General features: G+C 61.2%; 25 protein-coding genes. 12 read left to right on the plus strand and 13 right to left on the minus strand.

The annotated features are described in order from the left end of the window. Window positions 1-63: 63 nt before the first annotated feature. The 6 genes from ASD01_RS06860 to ASD01_RS06885 form a co-directional block, all read right to left on the minus strand. Entirely contained in the window at window positions 64-1,998 is a 1,935-nt protein-coding gene (locus ASD01_RS06860) for a glycosyltransferase family 2 protein (RefSeq protein WP_060643713.1), read from the minus strand. A gap of 147 nt (window positions 1,999-2,145) precedes the next feature. Further along, window positions 2,146-2,958 (minus strand): sterol desaturase family protein, encoded by an 813-nt coding sequence (locus tag ASD01_RS06865; RefSeq protein ID WP_060643714.1) that lies wholly within the window; start codon window positions 2,956-2,958, stop codon window positions 2,146-2,148. Between the two features lie 81 nt (window positions 2,959-3,039). Then, a complete protein-coding gene (locus ASD01_RS06870) occupies window positions 3,040-3,837 on the minus strand; it encodes a 3-methyl-2-oxobutanoate hydroxymethyltransferase (RefSeq protein WP_060643715.1) in 798 nt (265 codons plus the stop codon). Between the two features lie 48 nt (window positions 3,838-3,885). Next, window positions 3,886-5,112: an NAD(P)/FAD-dependent oxidoreductase gene (locus tag ASD01_RS06875; protein ID WP_060643716.1), complete on the minus strand. Its 1,227-nt coding sequence runs from the start codon at window positions 5,110-5,112 to the stop codon at window positions 3,886-3,888. Between the two features lie 48 nt (window positions 5,113-5,160). Next, window positions 5,161-5,478 (minus strand): MocE family 2Fe-2S type ferredoxin, encoded by a 318-nt coding sequence (locus tag ASD01_RS06880; RefSeq protein ID WP_060583797.1) that lies wholly within the window; start codon window positions 5,476-5,478, stop codon window positions 5,161-5,163. A gap of 30 nt (window positions 5,479-5,508) precedes the next feature. Continuing rightward, the gene (locus tag ASD01_RS06885; protein ID WP_060643717.1) at window positions 5,509-6,600 is read right to left on the minus strand and encodes a fatty acid desaturase family protein; all 1,092 of its coding nucleotides are present in this window, start codon (window positions 6,598-6,600) and stop codon (window positions 5,509-5,511) included. A gap of 164 nt (window positions 6,601-6,764) precedes the next feature. Between ASD01_RS06885 and ASD01_RS06890 the strand changes: the two genes are divergently transcribed. The 6 genes from ASD01_RS06890 to ASD01_RS37210 all read left to right on the plus strand — a co-directional run bounded on the left by ASD01_RS06890 (window position 6,765) and on the right by ASD01_RS37210 (window position 13,044). Further along, on the plus strand, window positions 6,765-7,796 hold the full coding sequence (locus ASD01_RS06890; protein WP_060643718.1) for a LacI family DNA-binding transcriptional regulator: 1,032 nt from the start codon (window positions 6,765-6,767) through the stop codon (window positions 7,794-7,796). A gap of 175 nt (window positions 7,797-7,971) precedes the next feature. Beyond that, entirely contained in the window at window positions 7,972-8,784 is an 813-nt protein-coding gene (locus tag ASD01_RS06895; RefSeq protein WP_060643719.1) for a TIM barrel protein, read from the plus strand. Window positions 8,785-9,014: 230 nt separating this feature from the next. Next, window positions 9,015-9,944 (plus strand): sugar ABC transporter substrate-binding protein, encoded by a 930-nt coding sequence (locus ASD01_RS06900; protein ID WP_060521028.1) that lies wholly within the window; start codon window positions 9,015-9,017, stop codon window positions 9,942-9,944. Window positions 9,945-10,109: 165 nt separating this feature from the next. After that, complete coding sequence (locus ASD01_RS06905) at window positions 10,110-11,651, plus strand: sugar ABC transporter ATP-binding protein (protein WP_060643720.1); 1,542 nt, start codon at window positions 10,110-10,112, stop codon at window positions 11,649-11,651. A 31-nt stretch (window positions 11,652-11,682) separates the two neighbouring features. Beyond that, window positions 11,683-12,708 carry an ABC transporter permease gene (locus ASD01_RS06910; RefSeq protein ID WP_034800589.1) on the plus strand — a complete coding sequence of 342 codons (1,026 nt, stop codon included), beginning with the start codon at window positions 11,683-11,685 and terminating at the stop codon, window positions 12,706-12,708. A gap of 213 nt (window positions 12,709-12,921) precedes the next feature. Beyond that, window positions 12,922-13,044, plus strand: a complete 123-nt coding sequence (locus tag ASD01_RS37210) for a hypothetical protein (protein ID WP_255381084.1) — start codon at window positions 12,922-12,924, stop codon at window positions 13,042-13,044. Between the two features lie 116 nt (window positions 13,045-13,160). On the opposite strand, the gene ASD01_RS06920 is transcribed toward ASD01_RS37210, so the two are convergent. After that, window positions 13,161-14,540: a sensor histidine kinase gene (locus ASD01_RS06920; protein WP_060643721.1), complete on the minus strand. Its 1,380-nt coding sequence runs from the start codon at window positions 14,538-14,540 to the stop codon at window positions 13,161-13,163. Continuing rightward, window positions 14,537-15,214 carry a response regulator transcription factor gene (locus ASD01_RS06925; protein ID WP_034800583.1) on the minus strand — a complete coding sequence of 226 codons (678 nt, stop codon included), beginning with the start codon at window positions 15,212-15,214 and terminating at the stop codon, window positions 14,537-14,539. Before ASD01_RS06925 ends, ASD01_RS06920 begins: the two co-directional genes overlap by 4 nt. A 77-nt stretch (window positions 15,215-15,291) precedes the next feature. Between ASD01_RS06925 and ASD01_RS06930 the strand changes: the two genes are divergently transcribed. Then, entirely contained in the window at window positions 15,292-16,359 is a 1,068-nt protein-coding gene (locus ASD01_RS06930) for an ABC transporter substrate-binding protein (protein ID WP_060643722.1), read from the plus strand. Window positions 16,360-16,419: 60 nt separating this feature from the next. On the opposite strand, the gene ASD01_RS06935 is transcribed toward ASD01_RS06930, so the two are convergent. Next, window positions 16,420-16,869 (minus strand): DUF1801 domain-containing protein, encoded by a 450-nt coding sequence (locus ASD01_RS06935; RefSeq protein WP_060643723.1) that lies wholly within the window; start codon window positions 16,867-16,869, stop codon window positions 16,420-16,422. Between the two features lie 476 nt (window positions 16,870-17,345). Between ASD01_RS06935 and ASD01_RS06940 the strand changes: the two genes are divergently transcribed. The 5 genes from ASD01_RS06940 (at window position 17,346) to ASD01_RS36125 (ending at window position 21,129) form a co-directional block, all read left to right on the plus strand. After that, the gene (locus tag ASD01_RS06940) at window positions 17,346-18,290 is read left to right on the plus strand and encodes a Bug family tripartite tricarboxylate transporter substrate binding protein (protein WP_060521022.1); all 945 of its coding nucleotides are present in this window, start codon (window positions 17,346-17,348) and stop codon (window positions 18,288-18,290) included. After that, window positions 18,287-18,778: a tripartite tricarboxylate transporter TctB family protein gene (locus tag ASD01_RS06945; RefSeq protein WP_060521021.1), complete on the plus strand. Its 492-nt coding sequence runs from the start codon at window positions 18,287-18,289 to the stop codon at window positions 18,776-18,778. The genes ASD01_RS06940 and ASD01_RS06945 overlap by 4 nt, the downstream gene beginning before the upstream one ends. A gap of 14 nt (window positions 18,779-18,792) precedes the next feature. After that, a complete protein-coding gene (locus ASD01_RS06950) occupies window positions 18,793-20,310 on the plus strand; it encodes a tripartite tricarboxylate transporter permease (protein ID WP_060643724.1) in 1,518 nt (505 codons plus the stop codon). A gap of 206 nt (window positions 20,311-20,516) precedes the next feature. Continuing rightward, window positions 20,517-20,684, plus strand: a complete 168-nt coding sequence (locus tag ASD01_RS36120) for a hypothetical protein (RefSeq protein WP_089045897.1) — start codon at window positions 20,517-20,519, stop codon at window positions 20,682-20,684. A gap of 277 nt (window positions 20,685-20,961) precedes the next feature. Further along, window positions 20,962-21,129, plus strand: coding sequence for a hypothetical protein (locus tag ASD01_RS36125; protein WP_089045876.1), 168 nt, complete (start codon window positions 20,962-20,964; stop codon window positions 21,127-21,129). A gap of 185 nt (window positions 21,130-21,314) precedes the next feature. On the opposite strand, the gene ASD01_RS06965 is transcribed toward ASD01_RS36125, so the two are convergent. From ASD01_RS06965 to virB10, 4 genes are all read right to left on the minus strand, one after another. After that, complete coding sequence (locus tag ASD01_RS06965; protein ID WP_060643726.1) at window positions 21,315-21,761, minus strand: universal stress protein; 447 nt, start codon at window positions 21,759-21,761, stop codon at window positions 21,315-21,317. Window positions 21,762-21,862: 101 nt separating this feature from the next. Then, window positions 21,863-22,138, minus strand: coding sequence for a hypothetical protein (locus ASD01_RS06970; protein ID WP_060643727.1), 276 nt, complete (start codon window positions 22,136-22,138; stop codon window positions 21,863-21,865). 99 nt (window positions 22,139-22,237) lie between these two features. Continuing rightward, on the minus strand, window positions 22,238-23,230 hold the full coding sequence (virB11, locus tag ASD01_RS06975; RefSeq protein ID WP_060643801.1) for a P-type DNA transfer ATPase VirB11: 993 nt from the start codon (window positions 23,228-23,230) through the stop codon (window positions 22,238-22,240). Window positions 23,231-23,240: 10 nt separating this feature from the next. Next, a complete protein-coding gene (gene virB10, locus ASD01_RS06980; RefSeq protein ID WP_060643728.1) occupies window positions 23,241-24,413 on the minus strand; it encodes a type IV secretion system protein VirB10 in 1,173 nt (390 codons plus the stop codon). Window positions 24,414-24,422 lie beyond the last annotated feature (9 nt).

Raw genomic sequence — 24,422 nt, forward strand, 5'->3', positions numbered from 1 at the left:
GCCGAAGTCGCGGTTGAGGCAATCGCGGCTCGATCCAGCGGGCCAATCGTTCGCGCACGCTCGTCAAACGCTCGACCTCGGCGCCAGGTTTCTCGGATATGCCTCCAGAACATATTCTTCGGCGATGAGCGAGAGGTTCGGATTGTAGTATGGATCGGCGTTCAATGTGTCGCTCCAGCGCTCATGCATGGCTCGTTCTTCGCGCGCAAACCGCTGAAGTTTTAGTGGCGTGTCATCAGCCCCACGCGAAACGCTCTCTCTATGCAACATTGCCGCCGCCGGCGTCCAGACAATACGGAAGCCCGCTTCCCGAACTTTCAGACAATAGTCGACGTCGTTGAAGGCGACTGTCAGCTTTTGTTCGTCCATGCCGCCAACACGGTGCCAGAGCGCCTTGTGCGTCAGCAGACAGGCCGCAGTCACCGCCGACATGTCCCGGCGCTGATTGAGAAGTCCCTTGTCGCCCCGTCCCTTAGGGTCAAGAAAGTGAAAGCTGTGCCGGGCAACCGTACCGGCGCCAAGCGTAACCCCGCCGTGCTGAACGAAGCCGTCCGGGAACAGCAGCAAGTTACCGACGGCTCCGACGGCCGGATCATCAAGCTCCCCCGCCAACTGTTCCAGCCAGTGAGGGCCGATGGGTTCCACGTCATTGTTCAACAGGAGGATGAGGTCGTGCAGTGCTGCATCGACGCCGATATTGCATGCCCGAGAAAAGTTAAAGGTGCCCGGAAGCGGTATCCGACGGATGAGACCCGACTGCTCGTAGCGCGTAAACAGTGCCAGAGTAGCCGGCTCGACACTTTCATTGTCGACCACGAGTACATCCAGGTCCGCTGGCGCCGTGCGCTCAAGGAGCCCCTTCAGGCACGCCTCAAGCAAATCGGCTCTATCGCGCGTCGGTATAATCACGCTGACTGACGGGCCGACGCGCTTCGGTTCGACGGTCTTTGAGAAATCGCAGCTACGACGGCACGCCGGCCCTCTGTGCACCAGGATCTCGGGCAGATGCAGTATCTTCCCCCGCTTCGCCCGCGCCACGGCAACGGCAATTTCAGCAGCCGACGCATGTTCCAAGTCGATCCCTTCAGGTATATCGGACAGGCGAAAAAGCGCTCCTTCAAGCGGAAGCCATCCGGAGGCAGCCAGCGGTTCGTTCCAGGCCGGCTTGAAGAAGGGCCCCACGCGCCTTCCGCGTCCGTCGATAAGGTCTTCGTCGCAATAGACGACCGCAACATCGTCTGAGCGGGCAAAAGGCCGAGCCAGCCGCTCCAGGACATTCGCTGCAACGTGCATGCCCGCCGGCAGCCGCATCCAAAGGGGGTCGTCGAGCGCTTCACCGCTGTTCACCATCATCATCACGTCCGCTGCAGGCATCTCACGAAAATCGCGCCAGGTCTGCGCTGCAAGCGACATCCTGGTTTCGGCGGCGGCAGCGCTGTCCCTGCCATCTATCGAAACGAGGATATGTGGCCTTCGCGGCCAGTTTTGGGGATCGTCCCGGTCCGCGTGCAGCGCGGCCAGCGCCTGGGCCTCGATCCAGTCTTGATAGTCAGGAGCGGAAAGCGAATCGCATTGTCGCACGAAGCGAAACTCTGCCCCTTTCCTGTTACCCGCGAGAAAGAGTGAAATGATCTGCAGGAGGATCAACGTCCGCCGCAAGGCGATGAGAACGGCGACCTCGATCAACGACATCCGTCGCATCGTAATCTGCGGCTCAATCCCTGCCTTGTTGTTTGCCGTTGCGTCATCGACGAGCAAGGTCATCGCCTGCAACTGCACCGGCATCCAGCCGTAGAAGCGCCCACGGCCTCGCCCATCAATGAGGAACGAGCGGAACACCGTGTTGGGCGTCCGGTCTCGGCGCCTCAGCGCAAGCCGGGGCCGCCGCCCGAGGCGATGGTCGGGATCGCGCACCAGCAATGTCACCGGCCGGTCAGCGTAATGCCCCGCACCATGCTTCATCGCAACGCTGAATTCATCCTGCGATGGCTCGACCATCGGCTCCCATCCATCAGCCGCCTGGAGCGGCTTCAAATCTCATTCGAGCCACTCACTTCGCAGAAAAGTCGATTGAAAACAACGAAATCAAGCCGAACCAGTTCAGGTCAAGGCCTTTTGAAAGCGATCCGTCGACACAAAAACGCCTCAGTCGGCCGTCGACCCTTCAGCCACCCCCGCTGCCCCTGCTGCCTTTCGCAGCTTCACAGCCGGCGCCTCGCCTTCAAACGCCTCCACCCGCCGATCATAGTTCGGCGCGACCGTTCCCATCACGCGGTCCCAAAATGAGAAATAGTTCGCGTAGTTGTACTTGAATTCAGCGTGGTGCTGGTCGTGATAGGTCGTGCAAAGCATCGGCGAGGGATAGCGCGCAGTGCGTGAGGCGAAGTATTCGAAGCCGGCGTGGCCGAAGGTTCCGTTGATCTGGTCGAACAACCGGTGCACCAGGAGGATGATCGGCGGGAACGGCACGAAAAAGGTGATGGCGGCGTAATAGCCTTGGCTCATGGCGGTATCGACCAGGCCGATCGAATCGTTGCTCCAGGCCGTCGGCGCGACACTGCGGTGATGCAGGAGATGGTACTTGTAGAAGAGTTTGGTGTGCAGCAGCCGGTGGGCGAAATAGAACCAGGCATCGAAGAGCACCATGCAGAACACGAAGAGCGGAACGGCCGTCCACCAGCTGAACTCCCAGGGCGAGAACAGGGTCCATCCCTTGTACTGGACGAAAAGGCCTATCGCGACTGACGTGCAGGTGACGAGGATCGAGGCCATGCTCTGGCGGATCTCGATCGCCTTGCGCTTCTCGCCGCGCCGCCCCTTCTGGATGCGGCGCTCGGGATTGCGGTCGTTGAGCCAGGTGATGCCGTAACCCAGGATGAAGTACAGCGCCACCGTCGCTGCATAAATCGCAGCCAGCAAGCCGACAAAGGTGAGACTGTCCTGAAGAAGGGCGCTCAAATCGTGATCCGTCGCGGAAAGAAAAGTTGAATTGGCGCGTGGAATATACCAAGCCCCCTCTTCCGCGCAAGCCGTACGGCTTTAGCCGCGCTCGAGTTCGGCCAGAAACGCGCGCAATTCCGCGCCGTCAATGCCGGCGAGGTGTCCCTCTTGCGGGTAGCTGCCCGAGCGCACATCCTCGGCAAACTCCGAGAACGCGGTGATCCGTTCGCGCTGAAGCCGGTCGTATTCCGCGGCAAAATTGCGGTAGGTCTTGGCGTGACGCGGCACGTGGCCGCGATTGCTGCCGAGCACGTCGGCGGCAAACAGATATTGGGCGTCGCAGCCTGACCCCGCCCCCATCGAAAGCATCAGCATCGAGGTTCTGGCACTGATCGCCGCTGCAACTTCTCCCGGGACGACCTCGATTTCTGCAGCGAAGGCGCCGGCTTCCTCAAGCGCCTTGACCTGCCGCCAGATCTCGAGCGCGCTCGCCGCGGTCTTGCCGACGGCGCGAAAGCCGCCGGTCCAGGTGGCCTTGGAAGGGATGAGACCCACATGACCGCAGACGGGAATGCCCTCCTCGCGCATCCGCCGGACGGTGGAAAGCCCTGCCGCACAATAGACCGCATCGCCGCCGGCCTTCAGCGCCTTGAAGGCTGCACGCATATAGTCTTCCGCAGTGACGTAGTCGCCGTATTCGAGGCCCGGAAAGGCAAAACAGGTCGGCGCCACCTCACGAAACTCGGGCCCTAAGAGCTCCGGCGGGACGGAGACGAGATCGATGCCGGCGGCTTCCGCCGCTTCGGCCTCATCCAGCGTTTCGACACGCAGCATGGTGAGTTGGCGCTTGCCCTTCATCGACAGGAGATCGGCAACGGTCGGACGGTGGCTTTTCATGAGAAGGCTCCGGAAATCATGGAAACAGGACGAGATTTGCCGCTCACGCTAGGCGGCGAGGAGTGCTTTGAGCTTGGTTTCGGGCGAGATGAGCGCCTGCGGATCCGGCCGCTTTCCGGCTGCAATCAGCATTTCGGCAAGCCGAATGTCGCGTGCCACCGCATTGCCCGGGCCGATGCCGGAGGCCGCAAGCAGCCGACCGGTATCGTCGAGATGAAAAAGAATGAAGGCATCGTCGGTAAGTTCGCGCCTGACGGTCGTTGCAGCACCCTCGGCAAGCCCCGCGATCTGCAGCGTCAGATCATACTGGTCGGACCAGAACCACGGCACGCTGGTGATCGCCTCTCCTGCGCCGAGCAGATTGCCGGCAACGAGCGTTCCCTGATCCTGCGCATTGCGCCACGCCTCAAGGCGTATCCGGCGATCCCCATAGTGACAGAGCGGAAACGAGCAGCAATCGCCGGCGGCATAGATATCCGGGTCGCTGGTTTGAAGCGTTGCGTCGACCGCAATGCCGTTCTCGATTGCAAGGCCGGAGACGGCTGCAAGCTCCGTGTTCGGGACCGCGCCGATGCCAACGACGACGAGATCGGCCTCAATTGTCTCGCCGCCGGCGAGAACGACCCGCGCACGGCCTTCGTCCGCGTCGATACGTTCAATCTTCGCGTCGCATCGTATGTCGACGCCTTCTGCACGATGCCGCGCGGCAACGATTGCAGCGATCTTCTCCGGCACGCCGCGCGAAAGAATGCGCGGCAACCCTTCGATAAGCGATACGGCAGCACCGAGCCGGCGCGCCGTTGCTGCGAGCTCCAGACCGATGAAGCCACCGCCGATGATCGCAAGCTTGCGGCCGGGCGAAAGTTCGCGGCGGATCTCTTCAGCATCGGCATGGGTTCTGAGCGTGCAGATGCGGCGTGGCGCCTCATCCATACGGTCGATAGTTCGGGCTCGCGCACCGGTCGTCAACAACAGCCGGTCATAGGCGATGCTGCTTCCGTCTGCGAGCGTCACGCGCTTTTCGGCGCGATCGATGGCCATGACCCGGGTATCCGTCAGCACTTCGATCGCTGCCGCCGCGTAGCGCTCGGCATCGGCGACATATTTCGGCGGGACCTCTGCCTTGAGACCATCCTTCGAAAGAGGCGGCCGCTCATAGGGAAGATGCGGTTCCGCGCCGATCAGTGTGATCTTGCCGTCGTATCCCTTTTCCCTGAGGGCAAAGGCGGCCCTTGCGCCACATTCGCCGGCGCCCACGATGACGATGGAACCCATCTCAACCTCCCTGCCCGCCGCGGCGGCCCAATCTTATCGAGAACGGTTTCAGCCGAGCGCGATGAATACGCTTCCCGCCTCGACCTTCACGGGATAGGTCTTCAGGTTGACGCACACGGGAGCACCCTTGGCCTGACCGGTCTTGTAGTTGAAGCGGCCGTTGTGCTTCGGACATTCGATGATGTCGTCCATGACCAGCCCGTCGGCGAGATGGATGTGCTCGTGGGTGCAGAGCCCGTCGGTGGCAAAATACTCATCGTCGGGGCTGCGGTAGACCGCAAAGGTGCGTCCGTCGTGATCGAAGCGGATGACATCTTCCTCGTCGATTTCGTCCGCTGCGCAGACTTCAACCCAGTTTCCGCTCATGATTTCCTCCCATTTCCTGGCATTCGTTGGTTATTCGGCTGCGTGCACGATCGCATCGCTGTGAAATTCTTCCCGGTAGGGCTTTGCCGTCGCCGGCAGCTCGCGTTTCAGGTAATAGTCCTCGTTCCGCAACTGCCGCAGAAAGGCCGGGATCATTTCGCGGTAGCCGTGCAGCATCGACGGGTTCGGTTCCGGCAGATCATGCTTGATCATGGCGTGCAGCTTCGGCAGCGCGTGATAAGGCACCATCGGGAACATGTGGTGTTCCACATGGTAGTTCATGTTCCAATAGACGAAGCGGCTCACCGGGTTCATGTAGACCGTGCGGCTGTTCAGCCGATGGTCGGTCACGTTGTCGGCAAGACCACCATGCTGCAGCAGCCCGGTCAGCACATGATGCCAGGCGCCATAGAGCCTGGGCAGACCGATCAGCATCAGAGGCAGGATCGAACCGAGATAGAAACAGGCGGCAATCGTCGCGGCATAGATCGCAAACCAGATGCGCGCGACCAGGATCGCCTTCGGCTGCTCCATTTCAGGGATGAAAGTCGCTTCCTCGGCGCTGATTATACCGAACGTGTTGCGCACCATATCGATCATCGCGTGCCAGACATCGAGCACGCCGAAGAAATTGAGGACGAGGCGAATGAGATCCGGCGGCCGCATGACGGCAATTTCGGGATCCCGGCCGACGATCACGGTATCCGTGTGGTGGCGGGTGTGGCTCCAGCGCCAGGTGACCGGATTGCGCATGATCATGAAGCAGGCGATCTGGTAGACGGCATCGTTCATCCACATCGTCTTGAAGGCCGTGCCATGGCCGCATTCATGCCAGCGGCTATCGGAGGCCGAACCGTAGAGAACGCCATAGGCGAAGAAGAACGGGACGGCCCACCAGGTGCCCCAGAAGGTGATGCCGAGTGCGCCGAACAGAACGAGACAGCCGAGCCAGATCGCGGTGTCGCGGATGGCCGGACCATCCTCGCGCTTCATCAGTTCCTTCATCTGCTTGCGCGGAATGTCGGTGTGATACCACTCCGCGGCCGAGAGACCGTTGGCGACCGCCGCCTGGGCATCTCGGCCAAGCAGGCTGTAGTCTCGCTTCGTCGGCATCATCGTCATTTGCGCTCCTCCCCGAGGTCCGACCCGATCTGGCCGGCGACGTCTCATGTCGTGCAATGACGATAGGTTGACTTTTGCCAGGCCTCAATGCAGCAATGATATATTCTATCAAATGATAGCATCATTCGCATTTCATTCATGATGCAAACCTATCAGGAGACGCGATGAGCAACCGACCGACAATTGCCGACCTTGCGCGCACTGCCGGCGTCAGCGTCGCCACCGTCGACCGCGTACTCAACGGGCGCCATCCCGTGCGCGAGGAAACCGCGCGCCGGGTCTATGAGGCTGCTAAATCAATCGGCTATCACGCCGTGGGCTTGATCCGGCAGCGCGTCTTTGAGGACCTGCCGCAATACAGGCTTGGCTTTGTGCTGCAAAAGCCGGAGCAGGCTTTCTACCAAACAGTCGCGAAGGAAATCGAAAGCGCGGCGCTGTCGCTGTCGCATGCCCGCGTCTTCGCCCAGGTCGACTTCGTCGCAAATTCCACTCCATCGGCGATCACGGAAAAGCTCCGGGCCGCCGCAGCGCGCAACCAGGCCATTGCGCTCGTCGCGCCCGATTACCCGGCGGTGACTACCGCAATCGAGGAACTCAAGGAACGCGGTATTCCGGTCTTCTCCCTGCTTTCGGATTTTGCAGCCGGCGTCCGCGAAGGTTATGTCGGCCTCAACAATCACAAGGTCGGCCGCACAGCCGCGTGGATGATCACCAAGGCGGCCAAGCGCCCCGGCAAGGTCGCCGCCTTCGTCGGCAGCCACCGCTTTCTCGGCCACGAGCTTCGCGAGATTGGCTTTCGTTCCTATTTTCGCGAGCACGCACCTGATTTCGAAGTGCTGGATACGATGGTCAACCTCGACACCGCCGAGATCACCCATGAAGCGACACTCAATCTGCTGCAGCGCCACCCGGACCTGATCGGTTTCTATGTCTGCGGTGGCGGTATGGAAGGGGCGATCTCGGCAATCCGCGAGGAAAAGCTTGAGGGCAAACTGATCGCTGTCGTCAACGAGCTGACACCGGATTCCCGTGCGGCCCTTCTCGACGATGTCGTGACACTGGCGATATCGACCCCGACGGCAGCCCTCGCCCGCGAAACGATCAACCTGATGATCCAGGCGATCGACAAGGGCCCGACCGGGGCGCCGGGGCAAACCTTCCTTCCGTTCGATCTCTTCACGCCGGAAAACATCTAGCTCATCATGATAAAATTCCATCATTGACGAAAGGCAATCTTGCAGGGATGCAAGACCTTTGCGCGTTGCGCGCTTTGACTGCGCTCCAACAGTTGGTGAATTGTCCGCAAGGCTATAAATGGAATGAACGTTCTATTTATAGCCTTTGACCCATCCCACTGGAGGAGACATTCCCGTGATCGCCCTGCCCTTCGCCCTCAATCACATGACGACGCCGAACCTGCCGCTTGGTGCCTTTTTCGAACTCGCCAGATCGCTCGGCATGACTTCTGTCGAAATCCGCAACGATCTCGCCGGCAACGCGATCCTCGACGGTACCCCGGCGAAGGATGTCGCCGTACTCGCCGACCATCACGGCATCACGATCATCTCGATCAATGCCCTTCAACGTTTCAACGAATGGAACGAGACCCGTCAGGCCGAAGCCGAAGAACTGATCGCCTATGCGCGCGACTGCGGCGCCAAGGCCCTTGTCCTCGTTCCCGTCAATGATGGCACGGGCCAGGCCGATGGCGAGCGGCAGGAAAACCTTCGCAAAGCTTTGGCGGCACTGAAACCGATGCTCGAAACGGCCAGAATCATCGGCCTCGTCGAACCGCTCGGCTTCGAGATCTGCTCGCTGCGCTCGAAGACGGAAGCTGTTGACGCAATCAAGGCAGTCGACGGCGAAAAGACCTTCCGCCTGGTGCACGACACGTTCCACCACCACCTCGCCGGCGAACCTGCAATCTATCCTGAGATGACCGGCCTCATCCACATTTCCGGGGTCGCGGATGAACGTGTCGCGGTGGCGGATCTGCGTGATTCGCACCGCGTTCTCGTCGATCACAGCGACCTGCTCGACAATGTCGGACAGATTCGGCGCCTGCGCGCGGCGGGCTATGCAGGGCCACTTTCCTTTGAGCCATTTGCCGCCGAAGTCCACGGATTGGCGGATCCCGCCGCCGCGGTGGGACAGAGCGTGGAATACATCCGAAGCCATATCTAAGCGCCCCCAGGCGCGAGGCCGGCAAATCAACAGCGGGCGCCGCATCAGGCCTTGACGGCGTCCGTATAAAATGGAATACATATTCCGTAATCGCAATTTACTGGTTCGTTTATTCCGTTTTATTCGAAAGCGCAGCGGGAGTGCCGCTTTTGAAATGAATGAGCGCAATCCGGCATTGCGTCCCCGGCAGGAGAAGGTGTCGCCGGGCACCATTGTGGAGGAGAAAGACAATGAAGAAATTTGTGCTCAGCACAGCGCTGGCGATGATGATGTCGACGGCAGCCCATGCCGAGACCATCGGCGTGTCCATGGCCCTTTTCGACGACAACTTCCTGACGGTCTTGCGCAACGGCATGTCCGACTACGCCAAGACGCTCGATGGCGTCGAACTGCAGATCGAAGACGCGCAGAACGACGTCTCCAAGCAGCAGAGCCAGATCCAGAACTTCATCGCCGCCGGCGTGACCGCGATCATCGTCAACCCGGTTGATACCGATGCGACGGCTGCCATGTCGAAGATCGCTGCGGATGCCGGCATCCCGCTCGTCTACGTCAACCGCGAACCGGTCAATGTCGACACGCTGCCGGAAAAGCAGGCTTTCGTGGCATCGAACGAGCAGGAATCCGGCACGCTGCAGACGCAGGAAATCTGCAAGATGCTCGGCGGCAAGGGCAAGGCCGTCGTGATGATGGGAGAACTGTCCAACCAGGCGGCCCGCATGCGTACCAAGGACATCCACGACGTGCTTGCCACCGACCAGTGCAAGGGCATTGAGATCGTCGAGGAGCAGACCGCCAACTGGTCGCGTACGCAGGGCTCGGACCTCTTGACGAACTGGCTTTCGGCCGGTCTTGAGTTTGACGCCGTCATCTCCAACAACGACGAAATGGCGATCGGCGCGATCCAGGCGCTGAAGGCCGCGGGTCGTTCGATGGACAGCGTCGTCATCGGCGGCATCGACGCTACGCAGGATGCGCTCGCTGCGATGGCTGCCGGCGACCTTGACGTCACGGTGTTCCAGAACGCCGCCGGCCAGGGCAAGGGCTCGGTCGACGCCGCACTGAAGCTCGCAAAGGGCGAGCCGGTGGACAAGAAGGTCTACATTCCCTTCGAGCTCGTCACCAAGGACAACCTCGACAAGTACCAGGCGAAGAACTGATCGCCACAGTCGGGAGCGCGGCCAAACCCGCGCTCCCCCTTTAAAATGCAGGTCCGTCCGCAAATGCCTGCGTCCAATGGATGCCGCATGCGGTAAGATGGGCTGGTCACCCGCCAGCGACGAGGACTTTCCGCGACAGCCGGAAACGACGGGGAGGCAAGGAACATGACGCTCAGTCCGACAACGATGGCAGCCGTGCGCGCCAGCGGCGCGGTACCCAAAGCCGAATATCTTCTTTCTGCGGAAGGGATCCGCAAGGAATTCCCTGGTGTCGTCGCGCTCGACGATGTCGAGTTCAAGCTGAAGCGCGGCACGGTACATGCGCTGATGGGCGAAAACGGCGCCGGCAAATCGACGCTTATGAAGATCCTCGCCGGCATCTACACGCCCGACAAGGGCGACGTGAAGCTTAAAGGTGCCGAAATCCGGCTGAAGTCGCCGCTCGACGCCCTCGAAAACGGCATCGCCATGATCCATCAGGAGCTGAACCTGATGCCGTTCATGACGGTGGCGGAAAACATCTGGATCCGCCGGGAACCGAAGAACCGCTTTGGCTTCGTCGATCACGGCGAGATGAACCGCATCACCGCCCGCCTGTTCGATCGCCTGAAGATCAAGATCGATCCGGAGATCGAGGTCCGCCACCTCTCGGTCGCCAATCGCCAGATGGTCGAGATCGCCAAGGCGGTCTCCTACGAATCCGACGTCCTGATCATGGACGAGCCGACGTCTGCACTGACCGAGCGCGAAGTCGCGCACCTCTTCGAAATCATTCGCGACCTGCGCGAACAGGGCATCGGCATCGTCTACATCACCCACAAGATGAACGAGCTGTTCGAGATCGCCGACGAGTTCTCGGTTTTCCGCGACGGCAAGTTTATCGGCACCCACGCCTCAAGCGAAGTTACCCGCGACGACATCATCCGCATGATGGTTGGTCGCGAGATCACCCAGATGTTCCCGAAGGAGGAAGTGCCGATCGGCGACGTTGTCCTGTCGGTCAAGAACCTCGCGCTTGGCGGCGTCTTCCGCGACGTCTCCTTCGACGTGCGCGCCGGCGAAATCCTCGGCATTGCCGGCCTCGTCGGCTCCGGGCGCTCGAACGTCGCCGAAACCCTCTTCGGCGTCACGCCGGCAAGCTCCGGCACGATTTCGATCGACGGCAAGACCCTTTCGATCGACAGTCCGAACACGGCGATCAGGAACCGCATGGCGTTTCTCACCGAAGATCGCAAGGACACCGGCTGTCTCCTGATCCTCGATATTCTCGAAAACATGCAGATCGCCGTGCTTCAGGACCGCTTCGTCAAGGGCGGTTTCGTTACCGAAAAACAGGTCACGGCGGCCTGCGAAGAAATGAGCCGAAAGCTGCGTGTCAAGACGCCGAACCTGCAGGAGCGCATCGAGAACCTCTCGGGCGGCAACCAGCAGAAGGTGTTGATCGGCCGCTGGCTGCTCACAAATCCGCGCATCCTGATCCTCGACGAGCCGACACGCGGCATTGATGTCGGCGCCAAGGCGGAAATTCACCGTCTCGTCACCGAACTCGCGCGCAACGGCGTCGCCGTCATCATGATCTCTTCGGAGATGCCCGAGGTCCTCGGTATGAGCGACCGCATCATGGTCATGCACGAGGGCCGCGTCACCGGCTTCCTCGACAGGGCTGAAGCAACCCAGATCAAGGTCATGGAGCTCGCCGCGAGCTGAGCGGGAAACGACCCCAAAGGGAGGACTGAAAATGGATACCAATGTCGCCGCACAGGGCGCGAGCGCACCGCTCTCAGGGACAAGGCGCCGCTTGCCGCCTGAATTCAACATCTTCCTGGTCTTGATCGGCATCGCGCTGGTCTATGAGATCCTCGGTTGGATTTTCGTCGGCCAGAGCTTCCTCATGAACCCGCAGCGCCTGACGATCATGATCCTGCAAGTGTCCGTTATCGGCATCATCGCCGTCGGCGTCACCCAGGTCATCATCACCGGCGGCATCGACCTGTCCTCGGGCTCCGTCGTCGGCATGACGGCGATGATTTCGGCAAGCGTCGCCCAGGCCTCCACCTGGCCGCGCGCGCTCTATCCGTCACTCACCGATATGCCGGCGATCGTCCCGATCGGGCTTGGCATCGGCATCGGGCTACTCGCCGGCTTTATCAACGGCCAGCTGATTGCCCGCACCAAGATCCCGCCCTTCATCGCCACGCTCGGCATGATGGTTTCGGCACGCGGCATTTCCAAGTGGTACACCAAGGGCCAGCCGGTCTCAGGCCTCACCGATCAGTTCAACTTTATCGGAACCGGCATCTGGCCCGTCATCGTCTTCCTGGTCGTCGCGCTCATCTTCCACATCGCGCTGCGCTACACCCGCTACGGCAAGTTTACCTATGCGATCGGCGCCAATGTGCAGGCAGCCCGTGTCTCCGGCATCAATGTCGAGGCGCACCTGATCAAGGTCTATGCCATCGCCGGCATGCTGGCAGGCCTCGCCGGTGTCGTTACCGCGGCCCGTGCCCAGACCGCACAGGCCGGCATGGGCGTTATGTACGAACTGGACGCGATCGCCGCGACCGTTATCGGCGGAACCTCGCTGACGGGTGGCGTCGGCCGGGTCACCGGCACGGTCATCGGCACCATCATCCTTGGCGTCATGACCTCAGGCTTCACCTTCCTTCGGGTCGACGCCTACTACCAGGAAATCGTCAAGGGCCTGATCATCGTCGCGGCTGTCGTCATCGACGTCTATCGACAGAAGAACCGCAAGAAGGCCTGAGTCCTAAAAGCAATACTCTCCTCCCAGTGAAGCCAACTGGCCGGGATGACGAAAGTCATCCCGGCATTTTATTTTGTTCAGAAGGCTATATCGCCAGGCTCAAGCCGTTTTCCACATATGCTTGGCGCGCAGGGCTGCCCCGGCGCACGCGCTCTGGCAAAATCCTTGGCGATGCACTATAAGACAGGCGTTCAAAACTATTGGAGACTTCCCATGTTGTCGCAGCGCAAGCTTGCGAGCCAGTTTCAGCCGCGTTTCGTTCTTCAGCTTTGGAACGCGATGCTGCGGGTACAGACCCGCGAGACAGCTTCCTTCTTCGGCCACCGCGGCCGCTAAGCAAGACCCCAGAAACTAGAATTGCCCCAGCCGCGTGAGCGTGTCGCCTGACCGCTCGCAGATGGTTTCGCTCAACCGGCCCGTATTTGGCGGCGCCGGGCTGAGCCTATTCGTGCTTAGCCCTCTGGAAAGCGGATGGTCACCTTGAGGCCGCTGCCGTCAGCCCCCTCACTGAGGCTGGTTGTCGCGCCGTAAAGCTCGGCAATCTCTTCGACGATCGGCAGCCCGAGCCCTGAGCCGGGCGCGTCACTGCCGCCGCGCTCGAACCGCCTGAGCACCGTCTCGTGCAATTCCGGCCGAATGCCCGGTCCGTTATCCTCCACCTCCAGCGACACCGAACCGTCCCGCGCAAAGACACGGCTCGTCACTTCTGCACCGCGACCGGCATAAAGCAGCGCGTTGCCGATCAGGTTCTTGAGCAGTTCGCCAATCAACAACGGCTCGGCACGAATGAAAGCCTCGCCCTCGCCGTCAAAGCCGAGATCGATATCCGCGTCGCCGGCCGCCGGCACATGCTCTGCCGTTATCTCCCGCACCAGTTCGACCAAATCGATGCGCTCCAGCAAACCGGTTTCGTCCTTGCCGGCAGCGTCGATCTTCGCCATCAGCAGCAACTGCCCCAGAATGCGCTCGGCATTGGCGACCGCCTCGTCGGCCTTTTTCACAGCACTTCTCGTGTCCTCGATCGAGCCGGCGCGTTGCGCCAGGGCGAGCTGCGTGCGGATAATGGCGAGCGGCGTGCGCAGCTGGTGGCTGGCATTGCCGGTGAAATTGCGAAGCGCATCGAGCGCCGACTGCAAGCGCCCCATGAAGGAATTGACCGTATCGACGAGACCCTGGACTTCGTTCGGAACACGCTCGCCGATCGGATGCAGATCGTCCGGACTGCGCTCCGAGATCGCGTCACCCAGCCTGTAGAGCGGGCGCAAGGAAAAGGTAACCGCGATCCAGACGATCACCGCCGCACCGGCAATCATCATGCCGAGGCGGAGCGCCGAGCGCACCAGGATCGTCTGCGCCAGATGTCGGCGCGCGATCGTCGTTTCGGCAACCGTGACCACGAAGGGCACGGAATTGATGCCTGTTGACGCGGAGCGGCGAAGCGCCGCGATGCGGATCGGTTCGCCGCGGAAGATCGAGTCCGCAAAGGTGGTCGATGCGCCGGGCTCCTCCGCCAGCGAGGGCAACGTCTGGTAACCGGTGATGAACTGGCCGGGCGGCCCGTCGACCCGGTAGAACACCCGGTCCTGCGCGGCCGAAGTCAGCATTTCCAGCGCAACATAGGGAATGTCGACTTCGAGCGATCCGTCTTCCGCCACGACCACGCGCTCGGCGATTGCCAGCGCCGAGCCGGCAAGCACACGGTCGGAAACGACGTTGGCGGTCGTGACCGCCTCGCGATAGGTATCCATCAGTGCAATGACCCCGATCACCACCGTCGAGATCAAAAGCCAGCCAAGCAGGCGCCGGCGGAGGGAATAGACCGTCGTCCTCATTCCGGCCCGGCCGCCTTGTCGAGATAGTAGCCGATGCCGCGAGCGGTGCGCACGGTCAGCCCATGCGGTGCGAGCCGCTTGCGCAGCCGGCTGACATATTGCTCGATCGCGTTGGAGCTCAAGTCGTCGTCGAAACCTGTCAGCGACTGCATGATCGCATCCTTGGCGACCACCTTGCCGGCACGCATGAACAGAAGCTCAAGAAGTCCGAGCTCGCGCGCCGGGATCTCGATCGGCGCGCCGCCGGACGAGAAGCTGCGGGTGTTGAGATCGAGCGACACATTGCCGTAACTGACGGTCGAGGCCCTGAGGCCCGCCTGACGGCGCAAGAGCACGCGCACGCGCGCTTCGAGCTCGCCGACGTCGAAAGGTTTGATCATGTAGTCGTCGGCGCCGAGGTCGAGCCCCTTGATCCGCTCTTCGGGCGCGCCCCTTGCCGTCAGGATCAAGACCGCGGCGCGGTTCTGGCGAGCACGCATCGCCCTCAGCACATCGAGGCCATCCATTTCCGGCAGATTGAGATCGAGAATGACAAGATCGAACGTTTCGGTGGCGGCCACCGCATGCGCCGACGCACCGTCACTGACGACGTCAACGGCATAGCCACTGCCGCGCAAGATCGCCGACAGGCCCTCGGCCAGGTCCTGGTTGTCCTCAACAAGCAAGATACGCAATTATCATCACTCCCCCGACCACCTTATCCGCCGACGCCTTGCTTGTGAACGGTGCGACACTGAGGCATTGTGGATTCATGCGGTTCTTGATTTCTTTTCTTTTTTTCGCCCTTTGTCCCCAGCTGCTCCTTGCGGCCCCCATCATATTCCCAGCTCTTTCCGGCAAAGCGGACGTGCGCACGCTGGTCGTCTATTCATCGCTCGACGAGCCGCTCGCAAAGCCGATGATCATCGGTTTCCAGCGGGCCAATCCGGATGTTGCCGTGCGCTATGAGGACATGCTGACCGGAGAAATCTACGACCGCATCATCAAGGAGACCGACGCCGGAATGAAGACGGCGGACTTCGCCTTTTCTTCCGCCATGGACCTGCAAGTCAAGCTCAGCAACGACGGTTACGCCCAGCGCAGCGACCTGCCGATGAGCGACCGCTGGCCGGCCTGGGCCAACTGGCGCAACACGGCTTATGCGCTGACCTTCGAGCCTGCCGTCTTCGTCTATCACAAGCCGAGCTTCACCAAGGAGAAACCGCCGTCGACGCGCGCGGAATTTGTCGATTACCTGAAGCGCCAGGGCGCGGCCGTCTTTGGCAGGATCGGAACCTATGACATCGAGCGGTCCGGCGTCGGCTTCCTCTTCATGTCACGCGACCAGGAACAGTTCGGCGATATATGGGATGTCATCCAGGCCATGGGTGCGGCCGGCGTCAAGCTCTACTCGACCAGCGAAGCAATCCTCGAGCGTGTCGCCGACGGCCGCTTCGTGCTCGGCTACAACATCCTCGGCTCTTACGCCGCCGACTGGGCGGCACGGCATCCGGATGTCGGCATCGTTCTGCCGAAGGACTACACCGTGGTGATGTCGCGCATCGGCCTCGTCCCGCAAGCTGCCGCCTCCCCCGACCTCGGCCGGCGCTATCTTGAATTCTTCATGTCCAAGGAAGGCCAGACGATCATGGCGCGGGAATTGCAAATCCCGGCCGTCAGCCCAGAGGTCGCGGGCGAAAATACCGCCAACACCATGCAGGCGATGCTTGGCGGCCAGTTGCGCCCGGTCCCGGTGAGCCCGGGCCTGATGGTCTATCTCGATCAGGTGAAGCGCTCACGGCTGATTGCCAAATGGAACGAGGTTCTGAGGCTCCATTGAAGACGACCGACCGGAAGCGCGGCGCTCCCGGTCAGGCTGGAAACGCTCCAGGCTCCGGCCCTAAGCCTTCTTCCGCGAGCGCCCGGAACGTAGGGCCTGCGCGGAAAGGTTCAGTTCGACGGCAGCAAGCACCAATGCCTTCAACGCCTCTTCGTCGATCGCCTCGCCCTCATGGATATCGATGGCGCGTCGGGTATTGCCGTCCAGGCTGGCGTTGAAAAGTCCGGCCGCATCCTCGAGCGCCGCTCCCTTGGCAAAGGTCATTTTCACAACCGCTTTATAGGTCTCGCCGGTACAGATGATGCCGGCATGTTCCCAGACCGGGACGCCCCGCCATTTCCACTCCTCGACGACGTCAGGATCGGCTTCCTTGATCAGCTTGCGTATCTGCGCGAGCGTCGCACCGCGCCAGTCGCCAAGTTCCGCGATCCTCGCGTCGATCTGCCCGGAGGCAGAAGTGGCGTCTTCCGCCGCATCGTTGATTTTGGCCTTGGTCGTCGCTTTCGCCATCGAATTTACTCTCCCATCATCCTTGCCCGGAACTCGCCTTCAGGCGGGGCCGGCGCAAACCTGTCTTCGGCTTGTCGGCGTTGCTTCCTCATACCTAGGCTCGATACCTAGGCTCGGGCCGGCTGGCGGCAATATCCCAGTTGCGATTCGTGGTTCCGTCGCGAAATCCGGTCGGGAATTTCCTCAATTTGAACGCCGGGGACCGGCAACATCGCCTGTCAGCGCATGCGAGAACCTAAAATTCCGTAAACGGTGCGACAGGATTTTCGCATTCGGGGCTTGATGTCAGCTAAATGTCAGCTTTCTATGGTGCCTTAAGGTCACTGGCACCCGTGGAGGCGGGCCGCCGGTTGCGTACTGGGAGGAAGCCACCAATCCGGTCAAGCGATAAGGGTCGTAAAGAGCCCGTCGCCGTCTTCCCGTTCGCACACAGCAACAACGTGCGCGGTGAAAACGCGCCTCACGGAGGACTGACCTTGAAACATATTTTCCTCGCAACGATTCTCGCCGGTGCCATGTCGCTCCCGGCAGTTGCCGCTGATTACACGATCATTGCACCGGCAAACCCGGGCGGCGGCTGGGACCAGACGGCCCGCTCGCTGCAGACGGTCATGCAGCAGGAAGGCATCTCCGGCAACGTTCAGGTTCAGAACGTCCCGGGCGCTGGCGGCACCATCGGTCTCGCCCAGTTCGCAAGCCAGCAGAAGGGCAACCCGAACGCCCTGATCGTCGGCGGCTACGTCATGGTCGGTGCAATCCTCACCAACAAGTCCCCGGTCACCCTTAAGGACGTTACGCCAATCGCGCGCCTGACCGGCGAATACGAAGCTGTCGTCGTTCCGGCCTCGTCCGAGATCAAGACCATGGGCGACCTCGTCGAAGCCCTGAAGAAAGATCCGGGCGCCGTGTCCTGGGCTGGCGGCTCGGCCGGCGGTACCGACCACATCGCTGTTGGCCTGATCGCCAAGGCGGCCGGCGTCGACCCGACCAAGATCAACTACATCGCCTATTCCGGTGGCGGTGAAGCACTTGCCGCTATCCTCGGCAGCCAGGTTACGGCCGGTGTCTCGGGCTACGGCGAATTCGAATCGCAGGTCAAGGCCGGCACGCTTCGCCTGCTCGCCGTCTCGAGCGCCGAGCGCCTTGCCGGCGTCGATGCTCCGACGCTGAAGGAATCTGGTCTCGACGTGACTGTCGAAAACTGGCGCATGATCGCTGCTGCTCCGGGTCTCTCGGACGAGCAGAAGGCTGCCGTAACCGCCGATATCGAGAAGCTTGCGAAGTCCGCCGGTTGGCAGGAAGTCCTGAAGACCAAGGGCTGGCAGGACACCTATCTCGCCGGTGACGCCTTCAACACCCAGCTCGACAAGGATGTTGCGGCGACCGAAGGCGTTCTCAAGGACATTGGACTGGTGAAATGACCAAGGGGCATCACCCTTCAACTGCAACGCGTCGCCCGGATCGGGCGGCGCTCTTCATCGCGGTGGTTCTCGCCGCTATCGCTGGACTCATTTTCTGGGATGTGTCGCGCCTGACCGGCGCTGCCGGCTACTCCCAGGTCGGACCGACCACGGTCCCCTATGCGATCGCCTGCTGTCTTTTTGGCCTTGCGATCTGGACCGCGATCGAAGCGTTTCGCGGCGATTTTCCAGAGCGCGAGCGCCAGGAAATCGCTCCGGTTATCTGGATCGTCGGTGGTCTTGCCGCCCAGATGCTGCTTTTGAACATTGCAGGCTTCTCGATCGCCACCGGCATTCTGTTCGCGTTGACCGCACGTGGTTTCGGCAAGCGCAAGCTTTGGTTCTCGCTCCCCGTCGGCATTGCGATCTGCTTTGTCGTGTGGGTGATCTTCGCCAAGCTCCTGCTCCTGTCGCTGCCCGCGGGGCCGCTTGAACGCCTGTTCTTCTAAGAGGGCCGACGACCATGGCTACTTTTGAATTCCTGATGCAGGGATTGCTGGTTGCTGCGCAACCGATGAACCTGCTCTACGCGCTGATCGGCGTAACGCTCGGCACGGCGGTCGGCGTCCTGCCCGGCATCGGCCCGGCACTGACGGTGGCGCTCCTGCTGCCGGTCACCTACCGACTCGATCCCGGCGGCTCGCTGATCATGTTTGCCGGCATCTATTACGGCGGTATGTATGGCGGCTCGACCACGTCGATCCTGTTGAACACGCCCGGTGAAAGCGCCTCGATCGTGACTGCGCTCGAAGGCAACAAGATGGCGAGAGCGGGACGCGGTGGGCCAGCGCTGGCAACGGCGGCGATCGGCTCCTTCGTCGCCGGCCTGATCGCCACGCTCGGTCTCGCCTTCATCGCGCCCTACATCGTCAAGCTGGCCCTTGTTTTCGGTCCGCGCGAATATTTCGCGCTGATGGTTCTCGCCTTTGTCACCGTTTCCTCCGCCTTCGGCGACAGCACCCTTCGCGGTCTGACATCGCTGTTTGTCGGCCTGGCGCTTTCAGTCATCGGCATCGACCAACTGACCGGCCAGGCACGTCTTTCCTTTGGCGTTCCCGAATTGCTTGACGGCATCGAAATCACGACGCTCGCCGTTGCCATGTTCGCCATCGGCGAGACGCTCTACATCGCTGCACAGGGCGACAAGGGGCCCGACAAGGTCGAGGCCGTCCGTGGCTCTGTATGGATGAATGCGGCCGACTGGGCACGCTCCTGGAAGGCGTGGCTGCGCGGTACCCTCATCGGCTTCCCGATCGGCGCCATGCCGGCTGGCGGCGCTGAGATCGGCACCTTCCTGTCCTACGCCACCGAAAAGCGTCTGACGAAGCATCCGGAAGAATTCGGCAATGGCGCGATCGAAGGCGTCGCCGGTCCGGAAGCGGCCAACAACGCCTCGGCCGCTGGCACGCTCGTGCCGCTCCTGACGCTTGGCCTGCCGACCACGGCAACCGCGGCGATCATGCTTGCCGGCTTCCAGCAGTATGGCCTCCAGCCCGGACCGCTGCTGTTTGCGACCAATCCGCAGCTCGTCTGGGGCCTGATCGCCAGCCTTCTGATCGCCAACTTCATGTTGCTGGTTCTGAACCTGCCGCTCATCGGTCTTTGGGTGAAGCTGCTGACAGTTCCGAAGCCTTGGCTCTATGCCGGCATCCTGCTGTTTGCCACGCTCGGCACGATCGGGGCCAACCCGTCGGTCTACGAGCTCGGCATGTTGCTCGCCTTCGGCCTGCTCGGTTACGCGATGCGCATCTTCGGATATCCGATCGCGCCTGTCGTCGTCGGCCTGATCCTGGGCCCGCTCGCCGAACAGCAGCTGCGCCGCGCGCTCGCGATCAGCCAGGGGGACTACTCGGTCCTGTTCACCTCGCCGATTGCCGCAGGCCTCCTGATCATCGCAGCTGCAGCGCTGATCGTACCGCTCATCCTTCGGGCCCGTGGCCGCGGCGAAGTCCTTTCGCAGCTCGCCGCCAACGAAGACTAAGCCCCAATAACAATCGGGTCCGGAAACCCTTTCGGACCCGATCGACATAGCGCCTCCTCCCAAGGCCTATCCGCAGGCCCGGCCGGTTTGAAAACCGACCGGGCCTGCTTCCTTTGCATGGCTGGCCTGTCCGATTGTGCATTGCAATAAGACCGACCAAACCCCATCTTTTGCTCATCAAAGAGAAAACGAAAGCGAGCAAGAAGATGGCTACCACAACTTATCACAAGGGTTTCATCGGTCGTGCATTCGCAGTTCTCGGCGCTGCTAGCGCTGCCGCCGCCGCTGTCGAAGGTCACCGCCGCCCGAAGGCAAGCGACCTGCGTACGCTGGGCATCGATCCGGCGAACTTCCCGGACACGCGCCGCGGCTAACATTTCCAGCGCCCCGAGGGGCGCCTTATCCTCCCAAGGATATAACGGCTCGGGGTCGAGAGACCACCGAGCCGTTGTATTTTCCGGCAGCCGGCATCTTCAGCCCCCGGCACTTCATAGACCCGGCTCAAGAGGGCAGACGGTCCGACGCCCACTCGTCCCAAGTTGAAGCAGCGTGCTTTCGTTGCATGGCTGGGGTGCTTCATTGTGCATTGCAAAAAGACCGACCAGACCTCATCTTTATTTCATCGAAGAGAAAACGAAAGCGAGCAAGAAGATGACTACCACAACCTATCACAAAGGTTTCATCGGTCGTGCATTCGCAGTTCTCGGCGCTGCTAGCGCTGCCGCCGCCGCTGTCGAAGGTCACCGCCGCCCGAAGGCAAGCGACCTGCACACGCTGGGCATTGATCCGGCGAACTTCCCCGACACGCGCCGCGGCTAACAAATTCCAGCGCCCACGAGGGCGCCTTATCCTTCCAAGGATGATGAAGAACGGCTCGGGGTCGAGAGACCACCGGGCCGTTGCCATTATGGAAAAGCGCGTCCCTCCTCGTCGGGGTTCGTCGAACGCCGTCAACGCGTTGGCGGCGTATGTAGGACATCAACGAGGCGTCGCGCGACGTCGCCTCACTTCTTCGCGCGATAGATCAATACCGGTATCGTGGAGTGAGCCAGCACCTTGGCAGCTACGCTGCCGAGCATCAGGCTTCCGACGCCACTGCGACCATGGGACGCCATGATGATGAGATCGGCATCTTTGTATATCGCCTGGTCGCAGATTGCGCGGTAGACCTCGTGGCTGCGGACCTGCTCCGTCTGGCACTCCACGCCTTCCGCCGCAGCCTTGCGCGCTAAAGCCGCGAGCATTTCCGCGGCATGTTTGCTGGCCAGCGCCTCGTATTCGGTGCGCGTGCTCGCCAACTGCTCGGGATCGACCGAATAGAGGTGGAATGGTTCGGTAACGGCAAGGATGTTCACTCGTGCGCCGACGTCCTTTGCAAAGGTTATGCCTGCATCGACAGCGATTGTTGCTAAGGGCGAGCCGTCGGTGGGTATAAGAATATTGCGAAACATGGGGTCCTCCTCTTCCAAGCTCCAGAGGAAGCTTAGTGCGTGGAGAGGCCTATTCCTTTGATCCCGATCAACGTTCCGGATTTCAGCAGGGAGGCGAATACTTAGCGACCTTTGTCGAAGCGGAAAAAATGTCGCAGTCGCCGCCGCAGGATGACGGACCAAGGCACCTCGGCATTGATCGCCTGGTAGCCAGCTTGTGTCAGCGAGAATTCAACGCGACCGTCATCTACCTCTCTTCGCGTGATGTATTGCATGTTCAGGGCGCGAAAGACCGCCGGGTGCAGTTCCGGTGGCCAGTAGATTTCATCTCCCGGCACCCGATAGGCGCCCGCGTTATAGAGCTCCTCAAGCACGTTCCTTAAATCACTGGCCAGCATTCGATGTTTATCCCGCGCAGCGTGTGGTGTGGCAATGTGCGACACGACGACCTAACGAAATAGGTCGTCGCTCCAGCACCGTTCCTAAACATCTATTCGTCAATGGGCCCGGAAATAGACTTCCGTTACGCGAAACTGCCCATCGATGCGCTTGCATTGTACGATGACGTCAATGGCGATTTTCAAGAGTTCGCGAATGTCGGTGCGCTGCAGGTATTGTCCGCCCTCCGATTCCTTTACCAGAAGGGTCAACTGTTCAAACGCCAGTTTCGCGGAGTCAGCGTGCACCGTTGTGATTGAGCCGGGATGCCCAGAGTTCACGTTGCGGATGAAGTAGAAAGCCGACCCATCGCGCAGTTCCTGCAATAGGATTCGATCGGGCCGCATGCGCAGACAGGATTCCAGGAGCTCCTTCACGCCGACTTTGGCGAGCCCCTGACCTCCCTTGGAATAGAATAACCGCGCGTGGTTCGGCTGATGAATCACGAGTTCCGGCGTGTCTTCGATAGAGATGACCCGCTCATCATCCGGAATATGACGAATGAGTGCCTTGGAGAGCGTTGTCTTCCCCGACCCCGTCGCTCCTGAGATGACGATATTCTTCCGGGCCAGCACCGCCTGGCGAAGGAACTCGGCCCACGCGCCCGTCTGATGCAGATCGATGAGTTTCCGGTCCGTCGCACCGGCCATGTGACTGCCGGGCGCCATGTCAGTGAACAAGCCACCCTTCTCAAGGTCGCCAAGACTTAATGCGGCCGACGAGGGCTTTCGGATGGTGATGCTGACCGTGTTCCGAGTGGTCGCAGGCGGGATGACGATCTGGATTCGCTCATTCCCCGGCAGTGTTGCCGACAGGATCGGCCGCGTTTCATCGATGGATTGATGGGAAAGACTAGCCACGGCCCTGGCAAGGCGCATCAGCTTTTCAAAGGATAGCTCCGGCAGATTATGGGTCCGCCATCCACCAGAGCCTTCTGTCAGCACCTGGCCTGGCCTATTGACGATCACTTCGTAGAGCGAGGGGTCGTCAAGGTACGGCATGAACGGAGACAGCAGTTCACGAACGACCGTCGCATCAGGACCTTCGGTCATCGCCCGCACCCTACTTCGTCACGCGCGCCGACCGCGGGCGGACATCTCCCAGCAACGCGCGGTCAAGGATTTTGTTTTTCGGCCCGATCACGCGCAATCCGTAAACACCGGAAAAATCGAGATCACGCGCGACGAAGATCGAGACGAGCTCGCCTTGGTTCTTATTGAGCGTTGGCGGGATGTTGATCGATTGCTCGACGGCGATGGCTGCCGCCTGCTGGCCTGCGTTTGTGGTGGTCTCAGCGTCGACGTCGCTGTTACGCAGGCGACTGTTGGCGTAGCTCGTGGCATCGCCGACGATGGACAGGAGAAGCGCACTCCCGAACCGCTCCCACCAGTGAGTGTCGACATAGCCATTCACGCCCGCCCGGCCGAGCGCATCCGTTGCCGGCGAAGCCAAGGTGACGATGACGCCGTTCGGGGTTTTCGCGCGGTTCCAGAGCACGAATAGGCGCTTCTGTCCTCGCTGGAGGCCGCCCCGATATTCGCCAACAACTTGCGTACCTTTCTCCATCAGGACAACCCGGCCATTGTCCGATAGAACATCTCGGTTGATTACGCAGCTGGTGAAGCCGGGTTGATCGGATGCCATGGCAGTTTCCAATACGCACGGAATTGACGATCCCATTGCAACTACGAAGTTCCGATTGCCGAGCGTGCCGGCGCGCGAGCCCTCAAGCCTGGTCGGCCGTAGCAGCCCGTTGAACCGCTGCTCGTCGGCGTTGGCCGAGTTCTGACCCATCATGCTTCCATCAAGCGGCACGAAATGGCTGTCCGCGGGCACCGCCGGATCCGCGGTCTCATGGTGCGACGTTGAGTTCTTCTGTCCACCGCTGAAGGCCATGACCGGCGCCCGGCGCGCCGAGTCGAGCAGCGGATCTTCGGCCTGCACCTCCTCTGCCGCGCGCGGGGTCGGCAGCTTCACTTCCGGCACGGCTTGGACCGGCTCCATCTTCTCCTTGACGGGCTCGAAATTCGCCGTTTGCCGGATGACAACCCGCTCGGGTCTGGTTCTGTCCGTCGGAGTGTGCTCGCCGCTCATCGACCACAGGGCGAAAGCGACAAAGGTAACAACAGCCAGCGCAACCGCGCCGCGCTTCAAGACAGGATTGCTGTCGATCCTCCCCCCGGGAACCGTTTCGCCGCGCTCCCCCGGTATCCGGTTTTCATCTTCCTCAAGCATGACTGTCTC

It is taken from the genome of Ensifer sp. Root423 (assembly GCF_001426275.1).
In the GTDB taxonomy this organism is placed as follows: Bacteria; Pseudomonadota; Alphaproteobacteria; order Rhizobiales; family Rhizobiaceae; genus Ensifer; species Ensifer adhaerens.

Coding starts and splice junctions, on each gene's coding strand:
- ASD01_RS36125 (WP_089045876.1), top strand. CDS start 20,962: ATGACTACCACAACCTATCACAAAGGTTTCATCGGTCGTGCATTCGCA.
- ASD01_RS06900 (WP_060521028.1), top strand. CDS start 9,015: ATGAAGAAATTTGTGCTCAGCACAGCGCTGGCGATGATGATGTCGACG.
- ASD01_RS06945 (WP_060521021.1), top strand. CDS start 18,287: ATGACCAAGGGGCATCACCCTTCAACTGCAACGCGTCGCCCGGATCGG.
- ASD01_RS06890 (WP_060643718.1), top strand. CDS start 6,765: ATGAGCAACCGACCGACAATTGCCGACCTTGCGCGCACTGCCGGCGTC.
- ASD01_RS06910 (WP_034800589.1), top strand. CDS start 11,683: ATGGATACCAATGTCGCCGCACAGGGCGCGAGCGCACCGCTCTCAGGG.
- ASD01_RS06880 (WP_060583797.1), bottom strand. CDS start 5,478: ATGAGCGGAAACTGGGTTGAAGTCTGCGCAGCGGACGAAATCGACGAG.
- ASD01_RS06970 (WP_060643727.1), bottom strand. CDS start 22,138: ATGCTGGCCAGTGATTTAAGGAACGTGCTTGAGGAGCTCTATAACGCG.
- ASD01_RS36120 (WP_089045897.1), top strand. CDS start 20,517: ATGGCTACCACAACTTATCACAAGGGTTTCATCGGTCGTGCATTCGCA.
- ASD01_RS06875 (WP_060643716.1), bottom strand. CDS start 5,112: ATGGGTTCCATCGTCATCGTGGGCGCCGGCGAATGTGGCGCAAGGGCC.
- ASD01_RS06950 (WP_060643724.1), top strand. CDS start 18,793: ATGGCTACTTTTGAATTCCTGATGCAGGGATTGCTGGTTGCTGCGCAA.
- ASD01_RS37210 (WP_255381084.1), top strand. CDS start 12,922: ATGTTGTCGCAGCGCAAGCTTGCGAGCCAGTTTCAGCCGCGTTTCGTT.
- ASD01_RS06930 (WP_060643722.1), top strand. CDS start 15,292: ATGCGGTTCTTGATTTCTTTTCTTTTTTTCGCCCTTTGTCCCCAGCTG.
- virB11 (WP_060643801.1), bottom strand. CDS start 23,230: ATGACCGAAGGTCCTGATGCGACGGTCGTTCGTGAACTGCTGTCTCCG.
- ASD01_RS06965 (WP_060643726.1), bottom strand. CDS start 21,761: ATGTTTCGCAATATTCTTATACCCACCGACGGCTCGCCCTTAGCAACA.
- ASD01_RS06860 (WP_060643713.1), bottom strand. CDS start 1,998: ATGGTCGAGCCATCGCAGGATGAATTCAGCGTTGCGATGAAGCATGGT.
- virB10 (WP_060643728.1), bottom strand. CDS start 24,413: ATGCTTGAGGAAGATGAAAACCGGATACCGGGGGAGCGCGGCGAAACG.
- ASD01_RS06885 (WP_060643717.1), bottom strand. CDS start 6,600: ATGACGATGATGCCGACGAAGCGAGACTACAGCCTGCTTGGCCGAGAT.
- ASD01_RS06920 (WP_060643721.1), bottom strand. CDS start 14,540: ATGAGGACGACGGTCTATTCCCTCCGCCGGCGCCTGCTTGGCTGGCTT.
- ASD01_RS06870 (WP_060643715.1), bottom strand. CDS start 3,837: ATGAAAAGCCACCGTCCGACCGTTGCCGATCTCCTGTCGATGAAGGGC.
- ASD01_RS06905 (WP_060643720.1), top strand. CDS start 10,110: ATGACGCTCAGTCCGACAACGATGGCAGCCGTGCGCGCCAGCGGCGCG.
- ASD01_RS06935 (WP_060643723.1), bottom strand. CDS start 16,869: ATGGCGAAAGCGACGACCAAGGCCAAAATCAACGATGCGGCGGAAGAC.